This is a genomic window from Bradyrhizobium sp. DOA9, from assembly GCF_000617845.2.
Taxonomy (GTDB): domain Bacteria; phylum Pseudomonadota; class Alphaproteobacteria; order Rhizobiales; family Xanthobacteraceae; genus Bradyrhizobium.
This window is the reverse complement of the sequence record NZ_DF820425.1, coordinates 5,419,842-5,442,929: the sequence shown is the minus strand read 5'-3', so window position 1 is coordinate 5,442,929 and position 23,088 is coordinate 5,419,842. Positions and strand designations below refer to the sequence as shown.

Annotated in this window: 25 protein-coding genes; 13 read left to right on the top strand and 12 right to left on the bottom strand. The window is 65.1% G+C overall.

Features of this window, described 5'->3' with window-relative positions; genetic code table 11:
• Positions 1 to 154 precede the first annotated feature (154 nt).
• On the top strand, positions 155 to 487 hold the full coding sequence (clpS, locus tag BDOA9_RS25545) for an ATP-dependent Clp protease adapter ClpS (RefSeq protein WP_025036799.1): 333 nt from the start codon (positions 155 to 157) through the stop codon (positions 485 to 487).
• Between the two features lie 285 nt (positions 488 to 772).
• Positions 773 to 3,181, top strand: coding sequence for an ATP-dependent Clp protease ATP-binding subunit ClpA (gene clpA, locus BDOA9_RS25540; protein WP_025036798.1), 2,409 nt, complete (start codon positions 773 to 775; stop codon positions 3,179 to 3,181).
• A gap of 49 nt (positions 3,182 to 3,230) precedes the next feature.
• Here the strand turns inward: clpA and BDOA9_RS25535 are convergent, their stop codons facing one another.
• The 4 genes from BDOA9_RS25535 to BDOA9_RS25520 all read right to left on the bottom strand — a co-directional run bounded on the left by BDOA9_RS25535 (position 3,231) and on the right by BDOA9_RS25520 (position 7,416).
• A complete protein-coding gene (locus BDOA9_RS25535; protein WP_025036797.1) occupies positions 3,231 to 3,692 on the bottom strand; it encodes a PEGA domain-containing protein in 462 nt (153 codons plus the stop codon).
• A 119-nt stretch (positions 3,693 to 3,811) separates the two neighbouring features.
• On the bottom strand, positions 3,812 to 5,233 hold the full coding sequence (locus BDOA9_RS25530) for an MFS transporter (protein WP_025036796.1): 1,422 nt from the start codon (positions 5,231 to 5,233) through the stop codon (positions 3,812 to 3,814).
• 129 nt (positions 5,234 to 5,362) lie between these two features.
• On the bottom strand, positions 5,363 to 6,388 hold the full coding sequence (locus tag BDOA9_RS25525) for an aldo/keto reductase (protein WP_025036795.1): 1,026 nt from the start codon (positions 6,386 to 6,388) through the stop codon (positions 5,363 to 5,365).
• Between the two features lie 122 nt (positions 6,389 to 6,510).
• Positions 6,511 to 7,416: a LysR substrate-binding domain-containing protein gene (locus BDOA9_RS25520; RefSeq protein ID WP_025036794.1), complete on the bottom strand. Its 906-nt coding sequence runs from the start codon at positions 7,414 to 7,416 to the stop codon at positions 6,511 to 6,513.
• 228 nt (positions 7,417 to 7,644) lie between these two features.
• Between BDOA9_RS25520 and BDOA9_RS25515 the strand changes: the two genes are divergently transcribed.
• Both BDOA9_RS25515 and BDOA9_RS25510 read left to right on the top strand, forming a co-directional pair.
• Positions 7,645 to 8,967 carry an aspartate aminotransferase family protein gene (locus tag BDOA9_RS25515; protein WP_025036793.1) on the top strand — a complete coding sequence of 441 codons (1,323 nt, stop codon included), beginning with the start codon at positions 7,645 to 7,647 and terminating at the stop codon, positions 8,965 to 8,967.
• Positions 8,968 to 8,987: 20 nt separating this feature from the next.
• Positions 8,988 to 9,890, top strand: a complete 903-nt coding sequence (locus BDOA9_RS25510) for an amino acid ABC transporter substrate-binding protein (protein WP_025036792.1) — start codon at positions 8,988 to 8,990, stop codon at positions 9,888 to 9,890.
• 5 nt (positions 9,891 to 9,895) lie between these two features.
• On the opposite strand, the gene BDOA9_RS25505 is transcribed toward BDOA9_RS25510, so the two are convergent.
• On the bottom strand, positions 9,896 to 10,852 hold the full coding sequence (locus tag BDOA9_RS25505) for an AraC-like ligand-binding domain-containing protein (protein WP_025036791.1): 957 nt from the start codon (positions 10,850 to 10,852) through the stop codon (positions 9,896 to 9,898).
• A 188-nt stretch (positions 10,853 to 11,040) separates the two neighbouring features.
• Between BDOA9_RS25505 and BDOA9_RS25500 the strand changes: the two genes are divergently transcribed.
• Together BDOA9_RS25500 and BDOA9_RS25495 are read left to right on the top strand one after the other, a co-directional pair.
• Complete coding sequence (locus BDOA9_RS25500; RefSeq protein ID WP_025036790.1) at positions 11,041 to 12,057, top strand: carbon-nitrogen hydrolase family protein; 1,017 nt, start codon at positions 11,041 to 11,043, stop codon at positions 12,055 to 12,057.
• A 28-nt stretch (positions 12,058 to 12,085) separates the two neighbouring features.
• Positions 12,086 to 13,126 (top strand): phenylacetaldoxime dehydratase family protein, encoded by a 1,041-nt coding sequence (locus BDOA9_RS25495; RefSeq protein WP_025036789.1) that lies wholly within the window; start codon positions 12,086 to 12,088, stop codon positions 13,124 to 13,126.
• 4 nt (positions 13,127 to 13,130) lie between these two features.
• Here the strand turns inward: BDOA9_RS25495 and BDOA9_RS25490 are convergent, their stop codons facing one another.
• Positions 13,131 to 13,769: an HAD family hydrolase gene (locus BDOA9_RS25490; protein WP_025036788.1), complete on the bottom strand. Its 639-nt coding sequence runs from the start codon at positions 13,767 to 13,769 to the stop codon at positions 13,131 to 13,133.
• Between the two features lie 88 nt (positions 13,770 to 13,857).
• Here BDOA9_RS25490 and BDOA9_RS25485 point away from each other — a divergent pair, with 88 nt between their 5' ends.
• The 4 genes from BDOA9_RS25485 to tsaA all read left to right on the top strand — a co-directional run bounded on the left by BDOA9_RS25485 (position 13,858) and on the right by tsaA (position 16,654).
• Positions 13,858 to 14,811: a lytic transglycosylase domain-containing protein gene (locus BDOA9_RS25485; protein ID WP_025036787.1), complete on the top strand. Its 954-nt coding sequence runs from the start codon at positions 13,858 to 13,860 to the stop codon at positions 14,809 to 14,811.
• 231 nt (positions 14,812 to 15,042) lie between these two features.
• Positions 15,043 to 15,783, top strand: a complete 741-nt coding sequence (locus BDOA9_RS25480; protein WP_025036786.1) for an AzlC family ABC transporter permease — start codon at positions 15,043 to 15,045, stop codon at positions 15,781 to 15,783.
• A complete protein-coding gene (locus BDOA9_RS25475) occupies positions 15,780 to 16,130 on the top strand; it encodes an AzlD domain-containing protein (protein ID WP_025036785.1) in 351 nt (116 codons plus the stop codon). The genes BDOA9_RS25480 and BDOA9_RS25475 overlap by 4 nt, the downstream gene beginning before the upstream one ends.
• Positions 16,131 to 16,162: 32 nt before the next feature.
• Entirely contained in the window at positions 16,163 to 16,654 is a 492-nt protein-coding gene (tsaA, locus tag BDOA9_RS25470; protein WP_025036784.1) for a tRNA (N6-threonylcarbamoyladenosine(37)-N6)-methyltransferase TrmO, read from the top strand.
• Positions 16,655 to 16,772: 118 nt separating this feature from the next.
• Here tsaA and BDOA9_RS25465 read toward each other — a convergent pair whose 3' ends face one another.
• The 4 genes from BDOA9_RS25465 to BDOA9_RS25450 all read right to left on the bottom strand — a co-directional run bounded on the left by BDOA9_RS25465 (position 16,773) and on the right by BDOA9_RS25450 (position 19,917).
• Positions 16,773 to 17,201: an HIT family protein gene (locus BDOA9_RS25465; protein WP_025036783.1), complete on the bottom strand. Its 429-nt coding sequence runs from the start codon at positions 17,199 to 17,201 to the stop codon at positions 16,773 to 16,775.
• A gap of 53 nt (positions 17,202 to 17,254) precedes the next feature.
• Positions 17,255 to 18,496, bottom strand: coding sequence for a GNAT family N-acetyltransferase (locus BDOA9_RS25460; protein ID WP_025036782.1), 1,242 nt, complete (start codon positions 18,494 to 18,496; stop codon positions 17,255 to 17,257).
• 200 nt (positions 18,497 to 18,696) lie between these two features.
• Entirely contained in the window at positions 18,697 to 19,443 is a 747-nt protein-coding gene (locus tag BDOA9_RS25455; protein WP_025036781.1) for a glycerophosphodiester phosphodiesterase, read from the bottom strand.
• A 6-nt stretch (positions 19,444 to 19,449) separates the two neighbouring features.
• Positions 19,450 to 19,917, bottom strand: coding sequence for a RidA family protein (locus BDOA9_RS25450; protein ID WP_025036780.1), 468 nt, complete (start codon positions 19,915 to 19,917; stop codon positions 19,450 to 19,452).
• 228 nt (positions 19,918 to 20,145) lie between these two features.
• Between BDOA9_RS25450 and BDOA9_RS25445 the strand changes: the two genes are divergently transcribed.
• The 3 genes from BDOA9_RS25445 to BDOA9_RS25435 all read left to right on the top strand — a co-directional run bounded on the left by BDOA9_RS25445 (position 20,146) and on the right by BDOA9_RS25435 (position 22,110).
• Positions 20,146 to 20,991 carry a cell envelope integrity EipB family protein gene (locus BDOA9_RS25445; protein WP_025036779.1) on the top strand — a complete coding sequence of 282 codons (846 nt, stop codon included), beginning with the start codon at positions 20,146 to 20,148 and terminating at the stop codon, positions 20,989 to 20,991.
• 218 nt (positions 20,992 to 21,209) lie between these two features.
• Positions 21,210 to 21,611 carry a RidA family protein gene (locus BDOA9_RS25440; RefSeq protein WP_018646938.1) on the top strand — a complete coding sequence of 134 codons (402 nt, stop codon included), beginning with the start codon at positions 21,210 to 21,212 and terminating at the stop codon, positions 21,609 to 21,611.
• A 58-nt stretch (positions 21,612 to 21,669) separates the two neighbouring features.
• Complete coding sequence (locus BDOA9_RS25435; RefSeq protein WP_025036778.1) at positions 21,670 to 22,110, top strand: MerR family transcriptional regulator; 441 nt, start codon at positions 21,670 to 21,672, stop codon at positions 22,108 to 22,110.
• On the opposite strand, the gene BDOA9_RS25430 is transcribed toward BDOA9_RS25435, so the two are convergent.
• Both BDOA9_RS25430 and BDOA9_RS25425 read right to left on the bottom strand, forming a co-directional pair.
• On the bottom strand, positions 22,087 to 22,497 hold the full coding sequence (locus BDOA9_RS25430; RefSeq protein ID WP_025036777.1) for a nuclear transport factor 2 family protein: 411 nt from the start codon (positions 22,495 to 22,497) through the stop codon (positions 22,087 to 22,089). The genes BDOA9_RS25435 and BDOA9_RS25430 overlap by 24 nt on opposite strands.
• 68 nt (positions 22,498 to 22,565) lie before the next feature.
• A complete protein-coding gene (locus BDOA9_RS25425; RefSeq protein ID WP_025036776.1) occupies positions 22,566 to 22,973 on the bottom strand; it encodes an ACT domain-containing protein in 408 nt (135 codons plus the stop codon).
• Between the last annotated feature and the right edge of the window lie 115 nt (positions 22,974 to 23,088).

The following is a 23,088-nucleotide window of genomic DNA, read 5'->3' as shown; positions in this document are numbered from 1 at the left end:
CGGCGATCCAAAGGCGGCGCCTGCGCCGGGCTCCGAAGGCGGGGTCGCGCAGTGACCGCCATCCGCTTCCGTGGGGAATTTGAACGCCTGTGCCATGCTGCAATTGACTTCCAGCCTTGATCTGTCCGCGCCAGCCGCTGCCGACGCGCCTCGTATGAGCAATGACGACAATCGTCCGGGCACTCCCTCGGGTCCGAGCACGTCGGTCATCACCAAGGTCAAGCCGAAGACCAAGCGGCCAAACCTGTACCGCGTGCTGATCCTGAACGACGACTACACGCCGATGGAGTTCGTCGTTCATGTGCTGGAGAAATTCTTCAACAAGGACATCGAAGCCGCGACCAAGATCATGCTGCACGTCCATCATCATGGCATCGGGGAGTGCGGCGTATTCACCTACGAAATCGCCGAGACCAAGGTGACGCAGGTGATGGATTTCGCCCGCAAGCACCAGCACCCGCTGCAATGTGTGATGGAAAAGAAGTAGACGCCTTTCGCCGCGTTTGAACCCGGTTCGCGTTTAAGCCGCAATGTCATTGTCGCGTGAGGGCTGCGCGCTGTCGGACGCAGCCGGCAAAACTACGGAATCCTGCGCCGGCGCCGATCCCGCCCAAATCGGAACGGGTTTTGCATCGAAAATACCGCAGGTGTGTCGCCGCCGAGTCGCGGAACCGGTCTTTCGCCGCGGTCTTGTATAACTATATGTGACAAAGGTTGTTGTTGCCTGACCGGGCGATGGCGATCATGATGGTGGGGGCCATAGAGGACGCGAATGCCGACTTTTTCCCAAAGCCTTGAACAATCCCTGCATCGTGCGCTGGCGATCGCTAACGAGCGTCATCACCAATACGCGACGCTCGAGCATCTCTTGCTCTCCTTGATCGACGACTCCGATGCAGCTGCCGTCATGCGCGCCTGCAGCGTCGATCTCGACAAGCTCCGTACGAGCCTCGTCAACTACCTTGAGACCGAATTCGAGAACCTGGTGACGGATGGCGCCGACGATGCCAAGCCGACCGCCGGTTTCCAGCGCGTGATCCAGCGCGCCGTGATCCACGTGCAGTCGTCCGGTCGCGAAGAGGTGACCGGCGCGAACGTGCTGATCGCGATCTTCGCCGAACGCGAGAGCCACGCCGCGTATTTCCTGCAGGAGCAGGACATGACGCGCTACGACGCCGTCAACTACATCAGCCATGGTATTGCCAAGCGGCCTGGCGTCTCCGAGGCGCGGCCCGTGCGCGGCGTCGACGAGGAAACCGAGACCAAGGGCAACGAGGACGCCAAGAAGAAGGGTGAGGCGCTCGAGACCTATTGCGTCAACCTCAACAAGAAGGCGCGCGACGGCAAGATCGATCCGGTGATCGGACGCAACTCCGAGATCAACCGCGCGATCCAGGTGCTGTGCCGCCGGCAGAAGAACAATCCGCTGTTCGTCGGCGAAGCAGGCGTCGGCAAGACTGCGATCGCCGAAGGGCTCGCCAAGCGCATCGTCGACAGCGAGGTGCCGGAGGTGCTGGCGGCCGCGACCGTGTTCTCGCTGGACATGGGCACGCTGCTTGCCGGCACGCGCTATCGCGGCGACTTCGAGGAGCGCCTGAAGCAGGTGCTGAAGGAGCTCGAGGCGCATCCCAATGCCATCCTGTTCATCGACGAGATCCACACCGTGATCGGTGCGGGCGCGACGTCGGGCGGGGCGATGGACGCCTCGAACCTGCTCAAGCCGGCGCTGGCCTCGGGCACGATCCGCTGCATGGGCTCGACCACCTACAAGGAATATCGCCAGCACTTCGAGAAGGACCGCGCGCTGGTGCGGCGCTTCCAGAAGATCGACATCAACGAGCCGACGGTCGAGGATGCCATCGCGATCCTCAAGGGCCTCAAGCCGTATTTCGAGGATTATCACCGGCTGAAGTACACCAATGAGGCGATCGAGGCCGCGGTGCAGCTGTCCTCGCGCTACATCCACGACCGCAAGCTGCCGGACAAGGCGATCGACGTGATCGACGAGTCCGGCGCGGCGCAGATGCTGGTCGCCGAGAACAAGCGCAAGAAGACCATCGGCATCAAGGAGATCGAGACCACGATCGCCTCGATGGCGCGGATCCCGCCGAAGAGCGTGTCGAAGGACGATGCCGAGGTACTGAAGCATCTCGAGCAGACCCTGAAGCGCACCGTGTTCGGCCAGGACAAGGCGATCGAATCGCTCGCCGCCTCGATCAAGCTGGCGCGTGCCGGCTTGCGCGAGCCGGAGAAGCCGATCGGCTGCTACCTGTTCTCTGGCCCCACCGGCGTCGGCAAGACCGAAGTCGCAAAGCAGCTCGCGGCGTCGCTCGGCGTCGAGCTGTTGCGCTTCGACATGTCCGAGTACATGGAGCGGCACACCGTGTCGCGTTTGATCGGCGCGCCTCCCGGCTATGTCGGCTTCGACCAGGGCGGCCTGCTCACCGACGGCGTCGACCAGCATCCGCATTGCGTGGTGCTGCTCGATGAAATCGAGAAGGCGCATCCCGACCTCTACAACGTGCTGCTCCAGATCATGGATCACGGCCGGCTCACCGACCACAACGGCAAGCAGGTCAATTTCCGCAACGTGATCCTGATCATGACCACGAATGCGGGCGCTTCGGATCTCGCCAAGCAGGCGTTCGGCTTCACGCGCTCGAAGCGGGAAGGCGACGACCATGAGGCGATCAACCGGCAGTTCGCGCCGGAATTCCGCAACCGTCTCGATGCCATCGTCTCGTTCGGCCATCTCAGCGTCGAGGTGATCGGCACCGTGGTCGAGAAGTTCGTGCTTCAGCTCGAGGCGCAGCTCGGCGACCGCGACGTCACCATCGAGCTGTCCGAGCCCGCCAAGGCCTGGCTGGTCCAGCACGGTTACGACGAGCAGATGGGCGCACGTCCCATGGCCCGCGTGATCCAGGAGCACATCAAGAAGCCGCTGGCCGACGAGGTGCTGTTCGGCAAGCTCAAGGGCGGCGGCCACGTTCGCGTCGTGCTCGTCAAGGACGAGGCCGACGAGACCAAGGAGAAGATCGGCTTCGAGTTCGTCGAGGGCCCGGTCACGCCGAAGCAGGAGAAGCTGCCCGGCGCCCGCAAGCGTCCGCCGGGCAAGTCCAAGCCGGGTGGCCCCGGCGGCTCGAAGGGGCCGACCTCGAAGGGACCGCTGGTCAAGGTCTGATCGGCATGTGATGAAATCGAAAAGGCCGGCTGCAAAGCCGGCCTTTTTGCTAGGTGCCGGTGTCTGGCGGAGGCGGCGCCGGCGCTCGCGGCTTCCTGGGAGCCGGCGGCCGCGCGCTGCGGGGAGGGGCAGCAGGTTGCATCGTCACGATGACCGGGTTCGGCTTGTGATCGGTCGCGGCCCCGGTCGCCGCGTCGACGCCCATGCCGATGACACCGCCCAGCAGGAGATTGCCGGCAAAACCCGCGGCTCCACCCGTCTGGACGTCCCGGCTGAGCGGAACGATTTGCGGCTCATAGCCTTCCTTCTGGAAGGTGATCGAGATGTCGGCGTTCCGCTTGACGACCACCGAGCAAGGCGTCGTGCAGGTGGTTGGAACGTCCATTCCGCTGACGACGGCTTCCACGCCTGAAGGCGTTGACGAAATGCTGATGTTCTCCGTCGTGCCGCGCGTGACCGACGCGCAGCCGCCCAGCATGACGCTGAGCGCCACAATTCCCAATGAACGCATGAAATGCCCCTTGTCCCACCGCCACTATGCGCAACCGGAGCGGGAGGGCAATAGGCTATTGCTCCGGATAGTTAAGCCACGCAGAGGTTGTGCACGACAATGCGCGAATCCGGCATCTGCTAATCCCCGCGCAGGCGCTGATCGTCCTGCACGCGAACCTGCTCGGCACCGCGCGCGCCGGCCGGCGAAAGCCGCAGCATGCTCAGCACCGCGCCGCAGAGCGCAAATCCAACGCCGACAAGGAGCGCCAGCCTGGTCCCCTCAACGGGATACTGTCCGAGCAACAGCGCCACCAGCGCCGCTCCGGTGGTCTGGCCGAGCAGGCGCGCCGTCCCCAGCATCCCGCTGGCGCCGCCGGCACGATCGCGCGGCGCGGCTGCGATCATGGTGCGGTTGTTCGGAGTCTGGAACAGGCCGAAGCCGGCGCCGGCGAGCGCCATCCGCCAGATCACGTCGAGCGGGGTTGGCGTTGCCGGCAGAAAGGCCAGCGCGGCAAGGCCACAGGCGAATACCGTGAGGCCTATGCCGCCGAGCAGGCCGGCCGGATAATGCTCGACCAGGCGGCCGGCGAGGGGCGCCGCGAACGCCAGCGCGATCGGCCAGGGCGTGATCAACAGGCCCATATGCACGGCCGAATAGCCGAAGCGGCTCTGGAGGTAGAAGGGAATCGCCACGAAGGCCAGCATCTGCCCACAGAACGACGCGATCGAGGTCGCAATCGACAGCGCGAACACCGGGATGCGCAGCAGATCGACCGGCAGGAGCGGCGAGGTCATGTGCGTCTCGCGATAGATCAGCAGCCCGCCGGCAACGAACGCGATGCCAAACTGTATGAGGCAGGTGATCGCAGCCGCGCCGTGCCCGACGCTGTCGACCGCCGCGATGCCGACGCCGAACGTGATCGCCGACAGCGCCGCACTCTGCCAGTCGAAGGAGCGGCTCGCGGGCTTGGTGTGCGGCAGGCTGCGCAGGCCCAGCACCAGCGTCACCGCGCCGAGCGGCACGTTGATCGCGAACAGCCAGGGCCAGCTTCCGACCGCGAGGATGCCGGCGGCGAGCGTCGGGCCGATCGCGGCCGAGAAGGCGACCACGAGCGCGTTCAGCCCGATGCCACGGCCGAGCTGGCTGCGCGGGTAGGTGAATCGCACCAGCGCCGCGTTGACGCTCATGATGCCGGCCGCGCCAAAGCCCTGGAGGATGCGCGCGATCGTCAGCATCGGCAGCGTGTGGGCCACCGCACAGAAGGCCGAGGCCAGCGTGAACAGCGCCAGCCCGACCAAATAGACGCGGCGATAGCCGACGATCTCGCCGAGCGACGCCAGCGGCAGCAGCGAGATCGTGATCGCGAGCTGGTAGCCGTTGACGATCCAGATCGAGAAGGCCGGGCTCGCATCGAGGTCGGCCGCGATCGTCGGCAGCGCCACATTGGCGATGGCGCTGTCGACCACCGCCATGACGATGCCGAGCGCAATGGTCAGCACCGCCTGGTTGCGTTGCGGCTGCGGCAGGCCGTCGGCATGCTCGATGGTGACTGTCGACATCGTGAGCGGCGTATCGTTGGCGAATCGGACCCAGCCTTGGGCCGAGTATTGCGCCAACAGGGCAGGGCCGCGATAGTTCCGGAACCGCGCTGCCGGCGCCGTCGCCTCAGCGCGCTCGATGCAGCTGCCCTAGACCGCGGGCGGATTGCGATCGCTGAAGGTCACGCGCTGATGCCAATAGGGATAGGGCAGCGTCACCGTGCTTGCGGCATCGAGCTTTGCGACCTGGTCCTTGGTCAAGGACCAGCCGACCGCGCCGAGATTTTCGCGCAGCTGGGCCTCGTTGCGTGCGCCGATGATCAGCGTCGAGACCGTCGGACGCTGCAGCAGCCAGTTCAGCGCGATCTGCGAGACGCTCTTGCCGGTCTCCTTCGCGATCTCGTCGATCGCATCGACGACACGGTAGACATGCTCGTCCGAGACGGGCGGGCCGAACTCGGCCGTCTTGGGCAGGCGGCTGACCTCCGGTTTGGGCTGACCGCGGCGGATCTTTCCGGTGAGGCGCCCCCAGCCGAGCGGCGACCAGACCACGGCGCCCAGCCCCTGGTCGAGGCCGAGCGGCATCAATTCCCATTCGTAGTCGCGCCCGATTAGCGAATAGTAGGTCTGGTTGGCGACGTAGCGCGGAAAACCGTGCTTGTCGGCGACGCCGAGCGACTTCATCAGGTGCCAGCCAGAGAAATTCGAGACGCCGACATAGCGGATCTTGCCGGCCCGCACGAGCACGTCGAGAGTCGAGAGCACCTCTTCGGGTGGCGTGAAGGCGTCGAAGCCGTGGAGCTGGAACAGATCGATATAATCGGTGCCGAGCCGGCTCAGCGAACCGTCGATCGCCGCGAGCAGATTCTGGCGTGATGAGCCGATGTCGTTCGGGCCGTCGCCGAAGCGGAACGTCGCCTTGGTCGAGACCAGCACCTTGTCGCGGCGCCCCTTGATGGCTTGCCCGAGCACCCGCTCGGACTCGCCGAGCGAATAGACGTTCGCGGTGTCGAACATCGACACGCCGGCCTCGAGGCAGATGTCCAGAAGGCGCCGCGCCTCGGTCGCGTCCGTCGTGCCCCATGCCGCAAGGCGGCCGACGCCCCCGAACGTGCCCGTTCCCAGGCTCAAGGCAGGCACCATGAGGCCGGACCGGCCCAAGCGTCGGTATTCCATCGACATGCTCCCTGGCGGGCCGCGGGTTGATCATGGCGGCCTTGGTGCCGAGTTTAGCGGAAACGGGTGCCTTGTCCTATCACGCGCTCACATGGCGGCTCTGCTTGCCTAGTCCGTATTTGCTAGGTCACGCTCGTGGTCTGCAAGTTTGCAGCCGAGATCTTCGCGCGCAGCCAAGCCTCGAACGCGCTGACATGGCTACGTCCTTTCGCTTCAGCCGAGCGCACCAGATAGTAGGAGACCGTCTCCACTTCGAAGTTGGGTTGGCGGAACGGTACGACGAGCGCGCCCTTGTCCAGCTCCTCGGCGGCGAGAATCTCGCTCTCCAGCACGACGCCAAGACCCTCGACGGCTGCATCGATCGCCATGGTGGAGCGGTCGAACCACAATTCGTGACGCGCCTTGATGCTCGCGCCTGTGACCTTGCGCAGATAATCGGTCCAGGTCAGCGCGTTCGAGGAATGGATCAGCGTGGCGCGGGCGAGATCGCCGGGCTCGCGCAGGTCGAGCTGCTCGATCAGCCGCGGGCTGCAGAGCGGGCGCAGGCGCTCGGCGAGGAGCGGCTCAATCTGCCTGTCGTTCACGACCGGTGGGCGCCCATAGGCGATCGCGAGGTCGAAGCGGATGGTTTCGAGATCGCGCAGATCGGCGATGGTCGACAGCCTGATCCCGATCTCCGGATGCTGGCCGATGAAATTGCCGATCCGCGGTTGTAGCCATTTGGCGGCAAAGCTCGGTCCGCTGGCGATGAACAAATGATCGCGCTGCGATTGCGGCGCCACCAGCCGCGTCGCACCCATGATCGTGCCGAACGCGCGCTCGATCTCGCCGGCATAGAGGCGGCCGGCGTTGGTGAGCACGGCACGGCCGGCGTGCCGCGAGAACACGCGCACGCCGAGAAAATCCTCGAGGTTCTGGATGTGATGGCTGATCGCGGAAGGCGTGACCCCGAGCTCCTCTGCAGCGCGGCTGAAGCTGCCGTGGCGGGAAGCGGCTTCGAACGCCGACAGCGCCTTCAGCGGCGGCATGCGCGGGCGCCCCGTTGAGCTTGCTTCATCGGCTGCTGAGTTTTTTGAACTGGCGCCCATCATGTCTGCCCGGTTACGAATGTCTCCGTTGCACGGGCAAGTTTCGTACCGCGAACGCCCCGACGCAACAGCTTCGTGCCCACAATCTGCCCCGAGACCGGTGAGCGGACTCCGCATCGCCACGCCGTGCCCCGCGCGCGGCAGATGCCGCTTGCTCAAGGAGACGCCATGACTTCAGCGCTGAAACAAGCCGCCGACGAGTTTCTCGTGCGGTACGGCGGAGACGTGTTCCCGAACCTTTTCACGACCGCGAAGGGGACCATCGTCACCGACAGCGACGGGCGCGACTATCTCGATTTCACTTCGGGGCAGATGTGCGCGACCATCGGCCACAACCACCCTGCCATTGTCGCGGCGGTGGAGCGGGCCGGGAAGAAAGCGTTCCATCTCTTCAGCGGGATGATCCCCGAAGTGGTGGCCGAACTCGCCCAGGTGCTGGCGACGGATTGGCTGCCCGGCGATCTCAAGCGCTCGATCTTCATCAACACCGGCTCGGAGGCGACCGAAGTCGCGCTCCGAATGGCCAAGATGTACACCGGCGGCTATGAGGTGCTTGTCCTCGGCGGCTCCTGGCACGGCATCACCGGCGGCGCCGCCTCGGTCTCGATGGCGAGCGACCGCAAGGGCTATGGCGTGCCGCCGCCCGGCGTGTTCGTCATCCCCGAGCCGAATGCCTATCGTCCCTACATCGACAAGGGGAGTGAGGAAGCATCGGCGCTCGCCAATCTCGAGCTGGCGCTGAAGATGTTCGACATGCAGTCGAGCGGGCGGGGCGCGGCGATCATCGCCGAGCCCGTGATCAGTGCCGGCGGCGTGCTGGTGCCGCCGAAGGCTTTCATGGAGACGCTGCGCAAGGCGGCCCACGATCGCGGAATGCTGCTGATCTTCGACGAGGCTCAGACGGCGTTCGGACGCATCGGCAAGAAGACGGGGTCGGAATATTTCGGCGTCGTCCCCGACATCATGACCATGTCGAAGACGCTTGGTGGGGGCCTTCCGCTCGCGGCGGTCTCGACCACCGAAGCGATCGAGAGCAAGCTGCACGAGGATCACTTCACCTATTACACCAGCCACGTCTCCGATCCGCTGCTGGCCGAGGTCGGGCTCGCAGTGCTGAATGTGATCGCGGAGGAGAAGCTGGTCGAGCGTGCCAATGTCATGGGCGCCTATCTGCGCGGCCGCTTCGAGGGTCTTCAGCAGAAATACGAGCAGATCGGCGACATCAGGGGCATGGGGCTTCTGCTCGGCGTCGAGCTGGTTACCGACCGCAACAGTCGGCGCGCGGCGCACCAGCTCGGCGGCCTGACGACGAAGAAGTGCTTTGAACATGGGCTGAGCATGAACATCCGCCGCCGCCCCGAGCGCGGATCGGTGTGGCGCATCGCGCCGCCGCTGACCGTCTCGACCGAGGAGATCGACCGCGCCGTCGAGATCCTGGATCGGTCCTTGCGGGAAAGCCTCGACGAGTTGTCGCGAAATCCCACCGCTTGATCAACAGTCCGGAGGCCGACATGATCCGCAGATACGCGCCGACGCTTGCCATTGCCGCACTTTCGCTTGCGCTGTTGGACGTTCCAACAGCGCAAGCGGCCAGCTCGACCCTCGACAAGATCAGAGAGGTCGGCAAGATCACCCTCGGCTATCGGGAGGCTTCCATCCCGTTCGCCTATCTTGGATCGGACCAGAAGCCGACCGGACTCTCGCTCGATCTCTGCTCCGCGGTGGCCGACAAGATCAGGATCGTGCTGCAGCGGCCGGAGCTGGGGATCGACTACGTCCCGGTGAATGCGTCCAATCGCATTCCGCTGCTCCAGAACGGCACCATCGACGTCGAGTGTGGCAGCACGACCAACACCGCGGAACGCCAGAGGCAGGTTTCGTTCTCCGTTGCGACCTATGTGGCATCGCCGCGCTGGCTGGTGTCTGCGACGTCGGGCGTAATGGAGCCGAAAGGGCTCGACGGGCAGACGGTCGTCATCACGCAGGGCTCGTTGAACGTTGCGGTCGCAAAGCAGGTTCTCGACGAGCAGAAACTGAACGTGACGCTCATCCAGGCCAAGGATCACGCCGAGTCGCTGTTGATGCTGGGAACGGGGCGCGCCGCGGCGTGGTTCGAGGACGACATCCTGATCGCCGGGCTCGTCGCGAACGCGTCCGATCCGAAGGCCTTCCGGATGCTGGGCGCGACCTATGCGCCGTCCTATTACGGATTGATGACCCGCCGGGAAGATGCCGAGTTCAAGGCCCTGGTCGACACCGCGATCAAGGAGAACATGGCCTCCGGCGCATTCAACCAGCTCTATGCCAAATGGTTCGAGGCGCCGATTCCGCCGAAGGGGCAAAATCTCCGGCTTCCCATGAGCGAGGCGATGAAGGCGCGTGTCGCATCTCCGAGTGATGCGCTGGCGCCTTAGCGGCATCAATGCCGCATCTGGCTCTGCCGGAAGTCGCGCGGCGACGTGCCAAAATGCTCGCGGAAGACGCGGCCGAAATGCGAGAGGTCGTTGAAGCCCCAGGCGAAGGCGATCTCGCTGATGTGGCGATGGGCGAGCACAGGCGAAGCGAGATCTCGCCGGCATCGGGCGAGGCGTTCGGCAAGGACATGGCGCTGGAAAGAGGTGTCCTCGTCCGCGAGGAGATCGTTGACGTAGCGCGGCGAGATGCCGAGCGCGGCCGCGGTCTCCGCCAGCGACAAATCGGGATCGGCGAGATGCGCGCGGATGTGCGCCTTCAATCGGTAGAGCAGGGCCGAGCGATGGGTCGAGGAGGGCAGCGAGGTCTTGCCGAGCCGCTCGCTCAACGCCATCGCAAGGAGATCGACGGCTTGCTCCGACAAGGCCGCGGCGTGGTCAGGCGCGAGCCGGTCCGCATTCTGGCAGAGCCGGAAAATGAAATCATAGGCGAGCCGCTCGAGCGGTGCGTCGGCGCCAAATGACATTGCAGTCAGCGTCTCGGTGCCGCCGAGCCGCCGCTGCAGCATCTCGCGTGGCACCTTGAAAATGGTCTGCGTAAAACTGTCGTTGAACTTCAGCTCGTATGGGCGCGTGGTGTCGTAGAGCGCGAACTCGCCGGGCCGGATCACGGTCTCGCGGCCGTCCTGCACCACGCCGCCATCGCCGCGATTGCCGAGCGCGATGAGAACAAAATCCTGATCCGAGCGCGCGATGCGCGAGGGCGTGCGGAACACGTGTTGGCGGTCGGAGCAGACATCGGAGCAGACGGCCTTGCCCAGTGAGGCTTGCGTGACCGAGCCATGGAAAGCGCTGCCGAGGTCGGACTTGCAGTCGAGCCCGACGAAGACGTCGCAGACGATGTCCTGCCAGAGAGCGAGCCGCCGGTAGCCGGGGCTGCCGTCCGTCGTGAACTGGATTGGCATTGGCAAGCCTCCCTTTCACACCCTGCAAAATCGCCTGGGATCCAGCCTGACCGGACGCAAATCCCGTACCGGTCGGAAGCGCGTCCGGTCGAGTTTTTGTGCCGCATTGGTCGAGCGGCCGGCCGCCCGGCTTGGCCAAATAGACTGCATCGGACGTGGCTTCCGATCAACCGGCAATGGAGGCGGGAATGGGCATCGAACATCCGAAATACAAGGTTGCGGTGGTGCAGGCGGCGCCGGCCTGGCTCGATCTCGACGCCTCGATCGACAAGTCGATCGCCCTGATCGGGGAGGCCGCGGAAAAGGGCGCCAAGCTGATCGCCTTTCCCGAGGCCTTCATCCCCGGCTACCCCTGGCACATCTGGCTGGACTCGCCGGCCTGGGCGATCGGGCGGGGCTTCGTGCAGCGCTATTTCGATAACTCGCTGTCCTATGACAGCCCGCAGGCTGAGTGCCTGCGCGAGGCCGTGCGCAAGGCAAGGCTCACCGCCGTGATCGGCCTGTCCGAGCGCGACGGCGGCAGCCTTTACCTCGCGCAATGGCTGATCGGCCCTGACGGCGAGACCATTGCAAAGCGCCGCAAGCTGCGGCCGACCCATGCCGAGCGCACCGTCTATGGCGAAGGCGACGGCAGCGACCTCGCCGTGCATGCGCGGCCCGACATCGGCCGGCTCGGCGCGCTGTGCTGCTGGGAGCATCTGCAGCCGCTGTCGAAATACGCGATGTACGCCCAGAACGAGCAGGTGCACGTCGCGGCCTGGCCGAGCTTCTCGCTCTATGATCCGTTCGCGCCGGCGCTAGGGGCCGAGGTCAACAACGCCGCCTCGCGCGTCTATGCGGTGGAAGGCTCCTGCTTCGTGCTCGCGCCTTGTGCGACGGTGTCGCAGGCCATGATCGACGAGCTCTGCGACCGGCCCGACAAGAATGCGCTGCTGCATGCGGGCGGTGGCTTTGCGGCCATCTACGGCCCCGACGGCAGCCAGATCGGGGAGAAGCTGGCGCCCGATCAGGAGGGCCTGCTGATCGCAGAGATCGATCTCGGCGCCATTGGCGTTGCCAAGAACGCCGCCGATCCCGCTGGACATTATTCGCGGCCCGACGTCACACGGCTGCTGCTCAACAAGAAGCGGTACCAGCGGGTCGAGCAATTCGCGCTGCCGGTCGACACCGTCGAGCCCATGGACATTGCGGCGGCGGCAAGCTGATCGCCGCGATCACGGGGAGGGCATGGCCATGGAATCCGCAATTCCTGCGCATCTCGAAACCACACGCACGCGCCACAAGCGCGTGCCGGACGATTACCAGCCGCCATATCCGTCCTTCGTGGCGCGCTACAAGCCTTCGGTCAGCCGGGTCGTGATGGCTTACTTCGGCGTCCAGTGTGGCGGCGCGGCACCGGCGGCAGCAATGGACGCGTTGAACGAACTCGCAGGACTGTTCGCGATGGATGGCGGTCCGTCGCATTGGGACCGGGCGCGTTATGCCGATCAGTCCGGCTTCGAGAATGTTGTCACGGTCGCCTATTGGGACGATCTCGCACGCTTTGATGCCTGGTTCGGGCGGGCGCGCGAAATGTGGACCGGCCGGATGCGCGAAGGCGTCGGTACCTTCATCGAGGTGCTGCGTCCCATTGTGGCCCGTCACGAGACGCTGTTCTCCTCGCCCGATCGGCCCGAAGGTATTGCCGTCGTCGCGGAGGGCATGAGCGGCGAGGTGCAGGAGCATGCCTATTGGGGCGGGATGCGTGACCGTATCCCGCTGTCGCAGATCGATGCGATGACGCCTGGTGGCGCGCCTGAGCTGATCTGCGACGGCGCGCGGTTGCGCGTGAAGTCTCATGACAATCTCTGCCTGATCCGCTCCGGGCAGGATTGGAGCGATACCGAGGCGTCCGAGCGCAAGCTCTATCTCGACGACGTCGAACCGGTGCTACGCGAGGGCATGGACTTTCTGCGCGACGATGGCCTCGCGATCGGTTGCTATGCCAACCGCTATATGCGGGTGCTGGCGGCCGACGGCAGCGTCAGCGAGAAGTCCTACGGTCAGAGCTGGTGGAAGAGTCTCGCGGCGCTCGAACGCTGGGCGGAGTCGCATCCGACCCACGTCAAGATCTTCGGCGCGGCTATGAAATATCTGTCGACGCTCGGGCCGTCCGCCAAGCTGCGGCTCTATCACGAGGTGACGGTAGCAGCCGCCGATGAACAGTTCTTCGAATATCTGAACTGTCACCCAAAGACAGGCATGCTGGCAGCGGTGGAGACCGTCGGAGGCTGATCGACTAAGTCAGACAATGGCCGAGCAATTCCGGATGCGCCGCGCAGATGTGGTGCGCGCCGGCATCGCGTAGCTCGGCTTCGCTGCCATAACCGTAGAGCACGCCGATGGCGGTCATGCCGTTGGTGCGGGCGCCGACCACGTCGTGGCTGCGGTCGCCGATCATGATTGCGCTGTTGGCATCGACCCTGGCCTCGTCCAGCGCGTAGCGGAGCAGGTCGCGCTTGTCGACACGCGTGCCGTCGAGCTCGGAGCCGAACACGCGTTCGAAATACGGGTTCAGGCCGAAATGATCGACGATGCGGCTGGCGTAGACGGCGGGCTTGCTGGTCGCCACGAACATGCGCTGACGTGTCGCGGCGAGCGAAGATAACGTGTCCGCAATTCCGCTGTAAGCCTCGTTCTCGAACAGGCCGATATCGCTGAAGCGCTCGCGATAGAGCAACAGTGCGCGGTCGGCGAGCTCATCGGCTCCGGTGAGCTTGCGAAGGCTGGCAAGCAGCGGAGGGCCGATGCACCAGGTCAGCTCGTCCTCGCTCGGTACCGGAACTCCGAGCCGTTCCAACGCATATTGGATCGAGCGGGTGATCCCGGGCTTCGGGTTCGTCAGCGTGCCGTCGAGATCAAAAAAGATTGTCACCATCTGGCCGGGCCGGTGTTGATATTGCCGTCTGTTGCTAGTTGGCTCTGGTTCCAAGTCAAGGTCCGATTTGTCCGATCGCGTCAATACCATGCGAATAGCCCGGGTGATTGCTGTCCTGTGCCAAGTCCTCCTGCTGTCGCCAGCGTTCGCGGAGCAGGTGCCGCCCAGCGATGCGCCACCGAAGGCCGAGGAACCGGAGAAGCCGGTTGAAAAACCGAAAGAGGTCCGCGAGAGCGACACGCGCGAGTCGATTTGCCTGATCGTGGAGGCGGCCGCGCGCGACAACAGCCTGCCGCTGGAGTTCTTCGCGCGCGTGATCTGGCAGGAGAGCCGCTTCCAGGCCGATGCGATCGGGCCCATGACGCGCAGCGGCAAACATGCGCAGGGGATCGCGCAGTTCATGCCGGGCACTGCCAGCGAGCGCGGGCTGCTCGATCCGTTCAATCCGGTGCAGGCCTTGCCGAAATCGGCCGAATTCCTGAACGAGCTTCGCAACCAGTTCGGCAATCTCGGCCTTGCCGCGGCCGCCTACAATGCCGGCCCCCGGCGCGTGCAGGAATGGCTCGCCGGCACCGGGCCGATGCCGGAGCAGACCCGCAATTACGTCTATGCCATCACCGGCACGAGCGTCGATGCCTGGGCCAAGGCGGGGAGCACCGGCAAGGGAGAGCCGAGTTCGCCGCCGACGAGCTGCCGGGATCTGATGGCGCTGCTCAAGCGGGCTCCCAATCCGTTCGTCGCCGAGCTCGAGCAGCATGTCGAGCTTGCAGCCGCAAAGATCTGGGGCGTCCAGCTCGCGGCCGGCTTCGACCGCAACAAGGCGCTGGCGATGTATTCCCGGGCCGTGACGAAACTGAGCACCGTGATCGGCGAGCGCGATCCGAGCCTGCTCTCCTCGGTGATGCGCAGTCGCGGCACGCGCGCGTTCTACCAGGTCCGCATCGGCGCGGATACGCGCGCCGAGGCCGATGATCTATGCAAACGCATCCGCAAGGAGGGCGGCGCCTGCTTCGTGCTGAAGAACCGCGGTGTGGCGGGGTAGGGAGCGCTCCTCTCGGCTCGTCATTCCGGGGCGATGCGAAGCATCGAACCCGGAATCCCGAGATTCTCAGGCGCGCAAGTGCGCGCCGTAGTTCGGCTCTTCGAGCCGCCCCGGAATGACGGCGGTGGGGATGGCCTCGCGCATGCCAGCCCCGCCGCGGCCTTTCTTGACGTGCGCCGCCGTCTCGCCCGTTATGCGGGCGCGATTCCTCACTCGGCCAAAAAAGCTCCCGTGGCGCTTCCTCCGCTCGATTCCCCTCAATGGCAAAGTCCCTGGCGCGCCTTCGTGTGGGGACTGCGCTCGATCACGCAGACGATCCTCACCATCGTGCTGTTCGTGACCTATCTCGGCATCGGCGCGCTCGCTCACGACACCCATTTCAGCCTGCTCTGGGCGCTGTGCTCGACGCTGTTCGTCTGGGCAGGTCCGGCGCAGATCATCCTGATCACCACGCTCGGCTCGGGCGCCACCATCATCCAGTCGGCGATTGCGGTCACCGTCAGCGCCATCCGCCTGTTTCCGATGGTGGTCTCGGTGCTGCCGCTGATGCGCACACCCACGACCAAGCGGCGCGAGCTGATTTTCGCCGCCCATCTCACCGCCGTGACGCTGTGGGTCGAATGCCACCGCTTCCTGCCGCAGGTGCCGCGCGAGCGGCGGATCGCCTTCGTCCACGGGCTCGGCTGCGGACTCGTCTCCGTGTGCCTCGTTGCCAACACGGTCGGCTATTTCCTCGCCGCCAACCTGACGCAGACGCTCGGCGCGGCGATCCTGCTGCTGACGCCGCTGTCGTTCCTGTTCTCGACCGCGCGCAACAGCCGCGAGGTTGCCGATGTCGTCGCGCTCGTGCTGGGCATCGTGCTCTATCCGCTGGCGGCGAAGATGAACTCCGGTCTCGACATCCTCGTCAGCGGCGTGGTCGCCGGGACGATCGCTTATGGCGTGCATTGGTGGCGGGAGGTGCGCGCATGAGCTTTGCGCAAGCAATCGGCGACTGGCACGCGCTGGCCGTCCTGTTCGTCGCCGGGGTCGTTCCCAACCAGATCTGGCGCATGCTGGGCCTTTGGTTCGGCGGCGGCATCGACGAGGGCTCGGAGCTGCTGGTCTGGGTCAGGGCGGTTGCCACCGCGATCCTGGCGGGCGTCATCGCCCAGATCGTGGTCCAGCCACCAGGCGCGCTGGCCAGCGTGCCTGACGTCCTGCGCTATGGCGCGGTCGGCGCCGGGCTCATCGCTTTCCTGCTGGCCCGCCGTTCGATTTTCGCGGGTGTGGTCACGGGCGAAGTCTTCATGCTGGCCGGCAAGTGGTGGTTGGGCTAAAACCGCCGGCGAACAGCCAGGGAACAGGACATATGGTTCGCGAACAGGAGCTCCGCGAGGGCGAGGTCGCCATCGAGCTGCCGCCGCCGCAAGATGCCGGCCTCGTCTTCATCGGCCGTATCCGCACCCCCTGGTCGTCGCGGCTGGAGACGCCGCGGCAGGGGCGTCAGGACGGCCCGGTCTGTCGCCTGGAGATCTTCGAGCCGTTCGTGCCGGCCATCAAGGGCGTCGACTTCTACAGCAACCTCGAGGTGCTCTACTGGCTCGACCGCTCGCGCCGCGACATCATCCTGCAGAGCCCGAAGAACAACGAGAAGACCCGCGGCACCTTTTCGCTGCGCTCGCCGGTGCGTCCCAATCCGATCGGCACATCGATCGTCAAACTGGTCGGCATCGAGGGCAATGCCATCCTGGTGCGCGGCCTCGACTGCATCGACAACACGCCGCTGATCGACGTCAAGCCCGACCGCTGCGAGTTCACGCCGCTGGCCGCGCCGCAGAAGGGGGATGTCGAGGCGGAGTGAGGAGGCGCCGCTCCAACCCCGTCATTGCGAGGAGCCCTTGCGACGAAGCAATCCAGACTGCCTCCGTTGAGCGATTCTGGATTGCTTCGCTACGCTCGCAATGACGGAATGTGTGGCGTCAGCCCGCCTTCAACGCCGCCATCAGCTTCGCCGCGTGCTCTTGCAGCACCTTGTCGTCTTCCTTGCGGCTCGCCGGCGGCAGCATGGCGACGCCGTCGTGGCGCGGCATCACGTGCATGTGCAGGTGAAACACCACCTGACCGCCGGCGGGCTCGTTGAATTGCTGCACGGTGATGCCGTCGGCGTCGAACGCCTTCATCGCGGCGGCCGCGATCCTGTGCGCGCCGCGGGCGACGTGGGCGTAGTCGTCGGGCTTGATGTCAAGGATGTTGCGGGCAGGGGCCTTCGGGATCACCAGCGTGTGACCGGGCACGCGCGGCATGATGTCGAGGAAGGCGAAGACGTGCTCGTCCTCGTACACTTTGTAGCAGGGCAGCTCGCCGCGCAGGATCTTTGCGAAGATGTTGTTGCTGTCGTAGGCGGTCATGGCGGCGGCTCCTCGGACGATTTGCGCTTACTGTCACCAGCCATGGCGAGGCGTCAAGGCGCCTCGTCGGCCCCTTTGCGGAACGGGCCGAGCTCGGCGAGCTCTCGTCCCGCTTCCGCGACATAGGCGCGCTCGCGCTTGAGGTAATCGTCGATGGCGCGGCGCAGGCCGGGATCGGCGATGAAATGGGCGGAATATGTGGTGCGCGGCAGGTAGCCGCGCGCGATCTTGTGCTCGCCCTGCGCGCCGGCCTCGACATGCTTCAGGCCGCGTTTGATCGCGAAATCGATCGCCTGGTAGTAGCAGACCTCGAAGTGCAGGAACGGGTGATGCTCGACCGCGCCCCAGTTGCGGCCGAACAGCGTGTCCGAGCCGATGAAGTTGATCGCACCCGCAACCCAGCGATTGTTGCGGCGGGCCATCACCAGCAGCACGTCCTCGCTCATGGTCTCGCCGATCAGCGAGAAGAACTCGCGCGTCAGATACGGCCGGCCCCATTTGCGCGAGCCGGTCTCCATGTAGAATGCGAAGAAGGCGTCCCAGGCATCCTCGGTGATGTCCTTGCCGGTGAGCCAATGGATCGTGATGCCGGCGGCCAGTGCATCGCGCCGCTCGCGCTTGATCGATTTGCGGTGGCGCGAGTTCAGCGTCGCCAGGAACTCGTCGAAGCACGCAAAACCCTCATTGTGCCAGTGGAACTGCTGGTCGGTGCGCTGGAGGAAGCCGAGCTCGGCGAGCAGCTTCCATTCCGACTCCTGCGCGAAGGTGACGTGGACGGAGGAGGCCTTGCTGACGCCGCACAGCGCGATGAGGCCACTCGCCAGCGCCTCGGTGATGCGCTCGCGGTCGACGCCATCGCGGACCAGCAGCCGCGGCCCGGTCGCCGGCGTGAAGGGAACCGAGACCTGGAGCTTCGGATAGTACCGCCCGCCGGCGCGCTCATAGGCATCCGCCCAGCCGCGATCGAAGACGTATTCGCCCTGGCTGTGCGATTTCAGATAGCAGGGCACGATTCCGGCGACGCGGCCCTCCAGCTTGGCCACGAGGTGCCGCGGCGCCCAGCCGGTTCGGATCGTGGCCGAACCCGATTTCTCGGCCGCGGAGAGAAAGGCGTGGGAGACGAACGGGTTATAGGCGGGTCTTGAGAGGCCGAGGGAATGGCCTGGAAGAGCGGGTGAAGTTCCAGCGCCGACCCCATTGCACCGTCCGCCAGGATTGGCGCAGGCGTCCCAATCCTCCGGTGACACGTCGCCAATCGAAGGTACGGCCTCGAGCGTGATTTCCGATGATGCCATCGTGCCCAAGATCGTGCATTGCAGCAGCGACTTCAAGGGGTGGGGAAGGGTCGCTCCCGCGCCCCGGACGCAGCGCAGCGCTTCTTCAGCGATGCGCTGCAGAGCCGGGGCCCATGTTGCAGCGGATTCCTGGAGAGATGGGTCCCGGCTCTGCGCTGCAACGCTCACGTGTCGCAGCTTGTCAGGGACACGGGCAAGCCCTAGGGCACGAACCCCTCGAAGATCATCTGGTCCGCGTAGCGAGCGACCCGGCTCCGCTGCTCCGGCGTGCGGACGGTCCAGCCGAGCAGGGCGCAGCCGAACAGGTTGCGGGCAATCCAGGGCGCGGGGGCCGGCAGGTGGTCGACCTTGAAGGCGACGAAATGCGGCTGGGTCTGAAAGCCATGGCGCAGGTAAAGCATGCTGTCGCGCTGGTCCTGGGTGAGCTTGGCCCAGTACTCGTCCTCATAGCTCCGCTGCGCGACGATGCCGCGCGGACGGTCGGGCAACAGCTCGCGCAACGCCAGCACCTGGTCGGGATCGAACGACATGCCGACGGCGGGACCGTCATAGGACGCGAGCACCTCGGCCATCCGCTTCACCAGCTTGCGGTCCCCGCCAAAATGGCTCTTCACCTCGATCACCAGGGGCACCCGTCCGGCGACCATGGCGCAGAGGTCGGAGAGCGACATCATCCGCTCGTCGGTGTCCTTGAACCTGACGGCCTTGAGCTCGGCCGCGGTCTTTGAGACCACCTCGCCGGCGGCCTCGGTGAGTCGACCGAGGGCATGGTCGTGATGGACCATGGCCTCGCCGTCGGCCGAGAGCTGGATATCGACCTCGATCGCAAAATTGCCCGATATCGCAGCCTGGACCGCGCCCGGCATGTTCTCGACGATGCCGCGCGAAATGTCGTGCAGGCCGCGATGGGCGACCGGCCGGGCTGTCAGCCAATCCGGAGCGCGCATTTGGCGTCAGGCGACCTCGAACACGCCTTCGACCTCGACCGCCGCATCCGCGGGCAGCGAGGCGACGCCGACGGTGGTGCGGGCATGGCGGCCCTTGTCGCCGAAGGCGGCAACCATCAGGTCGGAGGCGCCGTTCAGCACCTTGGGCCCGTCCAAAAAGTCCGGCGCCGAGTTGATGAAGCCGCCAAGGCGCACCACGCGCACGACCTTGTCGAGATCGCCGAGTGCCGCCTTGACCTGCGCCAGCAGGTTGACCGCGCAGCCGCGCGCGGCAGCAGTGCCGTCCTCGATCGAGACGCCGGCGCCCAGCTTGCCCTTGGCAATGAGCTTGCCGGCGGGGTCGAAGCAGACCTGGCCGGAGACGAACAGCAGGTTGCCGGTGCGCACGAAGGGCACGTAATTGGCGACGGGGGTGGGGGCCTCGTGCAGCTTGATGCCTTGCTCCGCCAGTTTCTGCTCGACCGTGCCCGCCATGTCCGACCTCGTTGTCCAAAAATCCTCGCTCCGGCGCGACTGCCGGCCGGGCGCGCCCTGTTTCGCCCATCGTGCCGCCACATGCAAGCAACCGGAGGGGGCCGCATTTTGTTGAAGCAGGCCTCGAGCTTCAACGTGGAGGGGCAACTTTACGTGAAACGGCCTCAGTTGCGGCGCAATGGAACGGTCATTAAAATGTCGAATCTGCGCTTTCCTCAGGGAACAGACATGGTGCACCTTTTACGGACTTCGCTTGGTGTGATGGCGCTCGCCGCGGCCAGTGTCGGCCTTGGCGGCGGGGCTCAGGCCGCCAACGGTCCGTTTCTCGCGCATCAGGCGCTCTATGACCTCAGCCTGGTCAAATCGCGCAGCAATTCGGTGAACAGCGCCCGCGGCCGGATCCTCTACAATTTCACCGGGAACGCCTGCGAGGGCTATACCTCGGAATTCCGCCAGGTCTCCGAGCTCGACAGCGGCGAGGGCAAGGTCACGCTCAGCGACCTCCGCTCCAACTCCTGGGAGGACGCCGCCGGCAAGAGCTACCGTTTCAAGATCGAGACGCGCATGAACGAGACGGATGCCGGTCGGGTCGACGGTTCGGCCGAGCGCGACGGCGACCACATCAACGTCAAGCTGAAGCTGCCGGCGCCGAAGACGTTCACGCTCGACGGCAAGATCGTGTTCCCGACCGAGCAGATCCAGCGCATCATCGCCGCCGCGAAGGAAGGCAAGTCTCTGCTCGAGCTCTCCGTCTATGACGGCTCCGACGACGGCCAGAAGGTCTACAACACGCTGACCGTGATCGGTCAGCCGATCCCCGCCGACCGTGCCACCTCGTCCGATCCGTCGACCGCGGACGAGCACATGAAGTCGCTGAAGCGCTGGCCCGTCACCGTCAGCTATTTCGACCGCGACGCCCAGCAGAAGGAAGGCGAACAGACCCCGGTCTACGCGATGGCGTTCGAGCTCTACGAGAACGGCGTCTCGCGTCAGCTGGTGCTCGACTACAACGATTTCGTCATCTCCGGCGCCATGGGCAAGTTCGACGTCAAGGACAGCAAGCCCTGTAATTGAGGGCCATGCTCTCTCCTCGCGAGCAGCGCCGTGGGGTGGGCAAAGCGGAGCGTGCCCACGCATTCTCCCGATAATCATTGATGGATGGTGGGCACGGCGCAAATGCGCCTTTGCCCACCCTTCGAGATCCCTCTTCGTCGCTTCGCAATGACGGGCTGGCTCTCCGCTCACTCTCCAGCTACGCTCCTTCCCAACCAGAAACCTCGGGGAGCCAGCCCATGCCCAAGCTCGACCATCTCCGCCCCAGCGGCCTGCATCACAATCCAGCCTATTCCCACGTCGTCACCGCGACGGGGGCGCGCACGATCTACATTTCCGGCCAGGTCTCGACCGACGAGGAGGGGCGGATCGTCGGCGAGGGCGATATCGCCGCGCAGACGACGCAGGTGATGCAGAATCTCGGCCTCGCGCTGAAGGCGGCGGGGGCGAGCTATTCCAACATCGTCAAGATCACGACCTTCGTGGTGAACTACAAGCCGGAGCTGCGGCCCATCATCGGCAAGGCCCGCTCGGCCTTCTTCGAAGGCATGGAGCCGCCGGCCTCGACGCTCGTCGGCGTCTCGGCGCTTGCCGCACCGGAATGGCTGATCGAGATCGAGGCGGTCGCGGTCGCGGATTAAGGAGACTCGCAGGATGGATTGAAGCCTTGCGAGGCGATTTCGAACCAGAGGGAAAACCATGTCGCGTGAGCTTCGCATCGGAGATATCGCCAGCCGTACCGGCCGCAGCATTCACACCATCCGTTGGTACGAAACTCAAGGCTTGGTCCCCGGCGTTACCAGGGATCGCGGTGGACGGCGCGTCTACAGCGATTTTCACGTCGGCTGGCTCGATTTGATGGAGCGCCTGCGCAGCACTGGCATGTCGGTCAAGCAGATGCGCGAATATGCGGCGCTCGCGAAGCGGGGCGAAGCAACGCTGCACGAGCGTCACGCGCTGCTCTCAGCCCATCAGCAGCGCGTGCAGGACAACATCCACCGTTGGTCGCAGGCCTTGGCGCTCATCGACGCCAAGGTCGAATTCTACAATGAGTGGATCGTCGGCGGTGAACGACCCGCGGTGTCGCCGCATGGACGCCTCAAGGCTGTGCCGGCCTCATTGGCCGTCGGGCGCCCTTAGCACCCTCTCGACCAGCGCGGTGTCCATGTACTCGGTCAGCTCGCGCAGCTTTCCGTCCGCCAGACGCATGACGAAGCAATAGGTGTTGGCATAGGGTTCGCCGGCAATAGTCGTCGTGTCGCCGCGGCACTCGGCGACGACGTACTCGCCTTCGGCAATGATGCGGGACGTCGTGAGGCGGTTTGGAGCGGTGAATTGTCGGTAGAGAGGCTTCATCAGGCGCTCCAGCACGGCGGCCTTGCCGACATATTCGCCGGACCAGGCCGTGGAACCGGTGATCCGCCAGACGAAGTCATCCGCCATCGCGGCGATGAACGGGTTGGGGTCGCGGCGAGCACGCGCATCCATGATGTCCTGAATGAGTCTCTTGTTCTCGGTCGCTGTCATGGGCTGTCTCCTTGAATCGGGGCCAGCCATCTCTCTACAAGCTAGAGCGTGCTCTAGATCAAGCGCAATCAGTCGCGTTTCGGCATGAACCCGTCATGCAGGAGAGCCATCGCTTCATCGGCCCGGTCGACCGGCACGAAGAGATGATCGTGATGAAAGGCCGACACGGCGTTCACGCTGATGCCGGCTTCGGCCAGGCGGGCTGTGACCGCAGCCAGGAACCCCACTGCATCGAGCGCGGAGTTGACCGTCAAGGTGATGAGGCGCGAGGGACATTCGTGGTGAAGTCCGGCACGTTCGGCCTCCTGCTGCAGCACCACCAGCGTTGTCCCTTCGCGTTCGCGGAACGTCAGCATCGGGCTGATGCCGGCTGGAATGCTCGCGCCCGGCGCAAGGGAGCAAAACGCGAAGACGCCGTCCAGGATCTCCGGCTTCATGTTACTCAGCAGCGCATCGAGATCGCGTTCGGCTGTCACCTTGCAACTCCCAAACCGAGGTCAACATACCTTTGTATATCTCCTCCAATCCTTCTCATGCGCCGACCTTACACTGGTACAATTGAGCGACGGCGGGAGATTCTTACAATTGGAG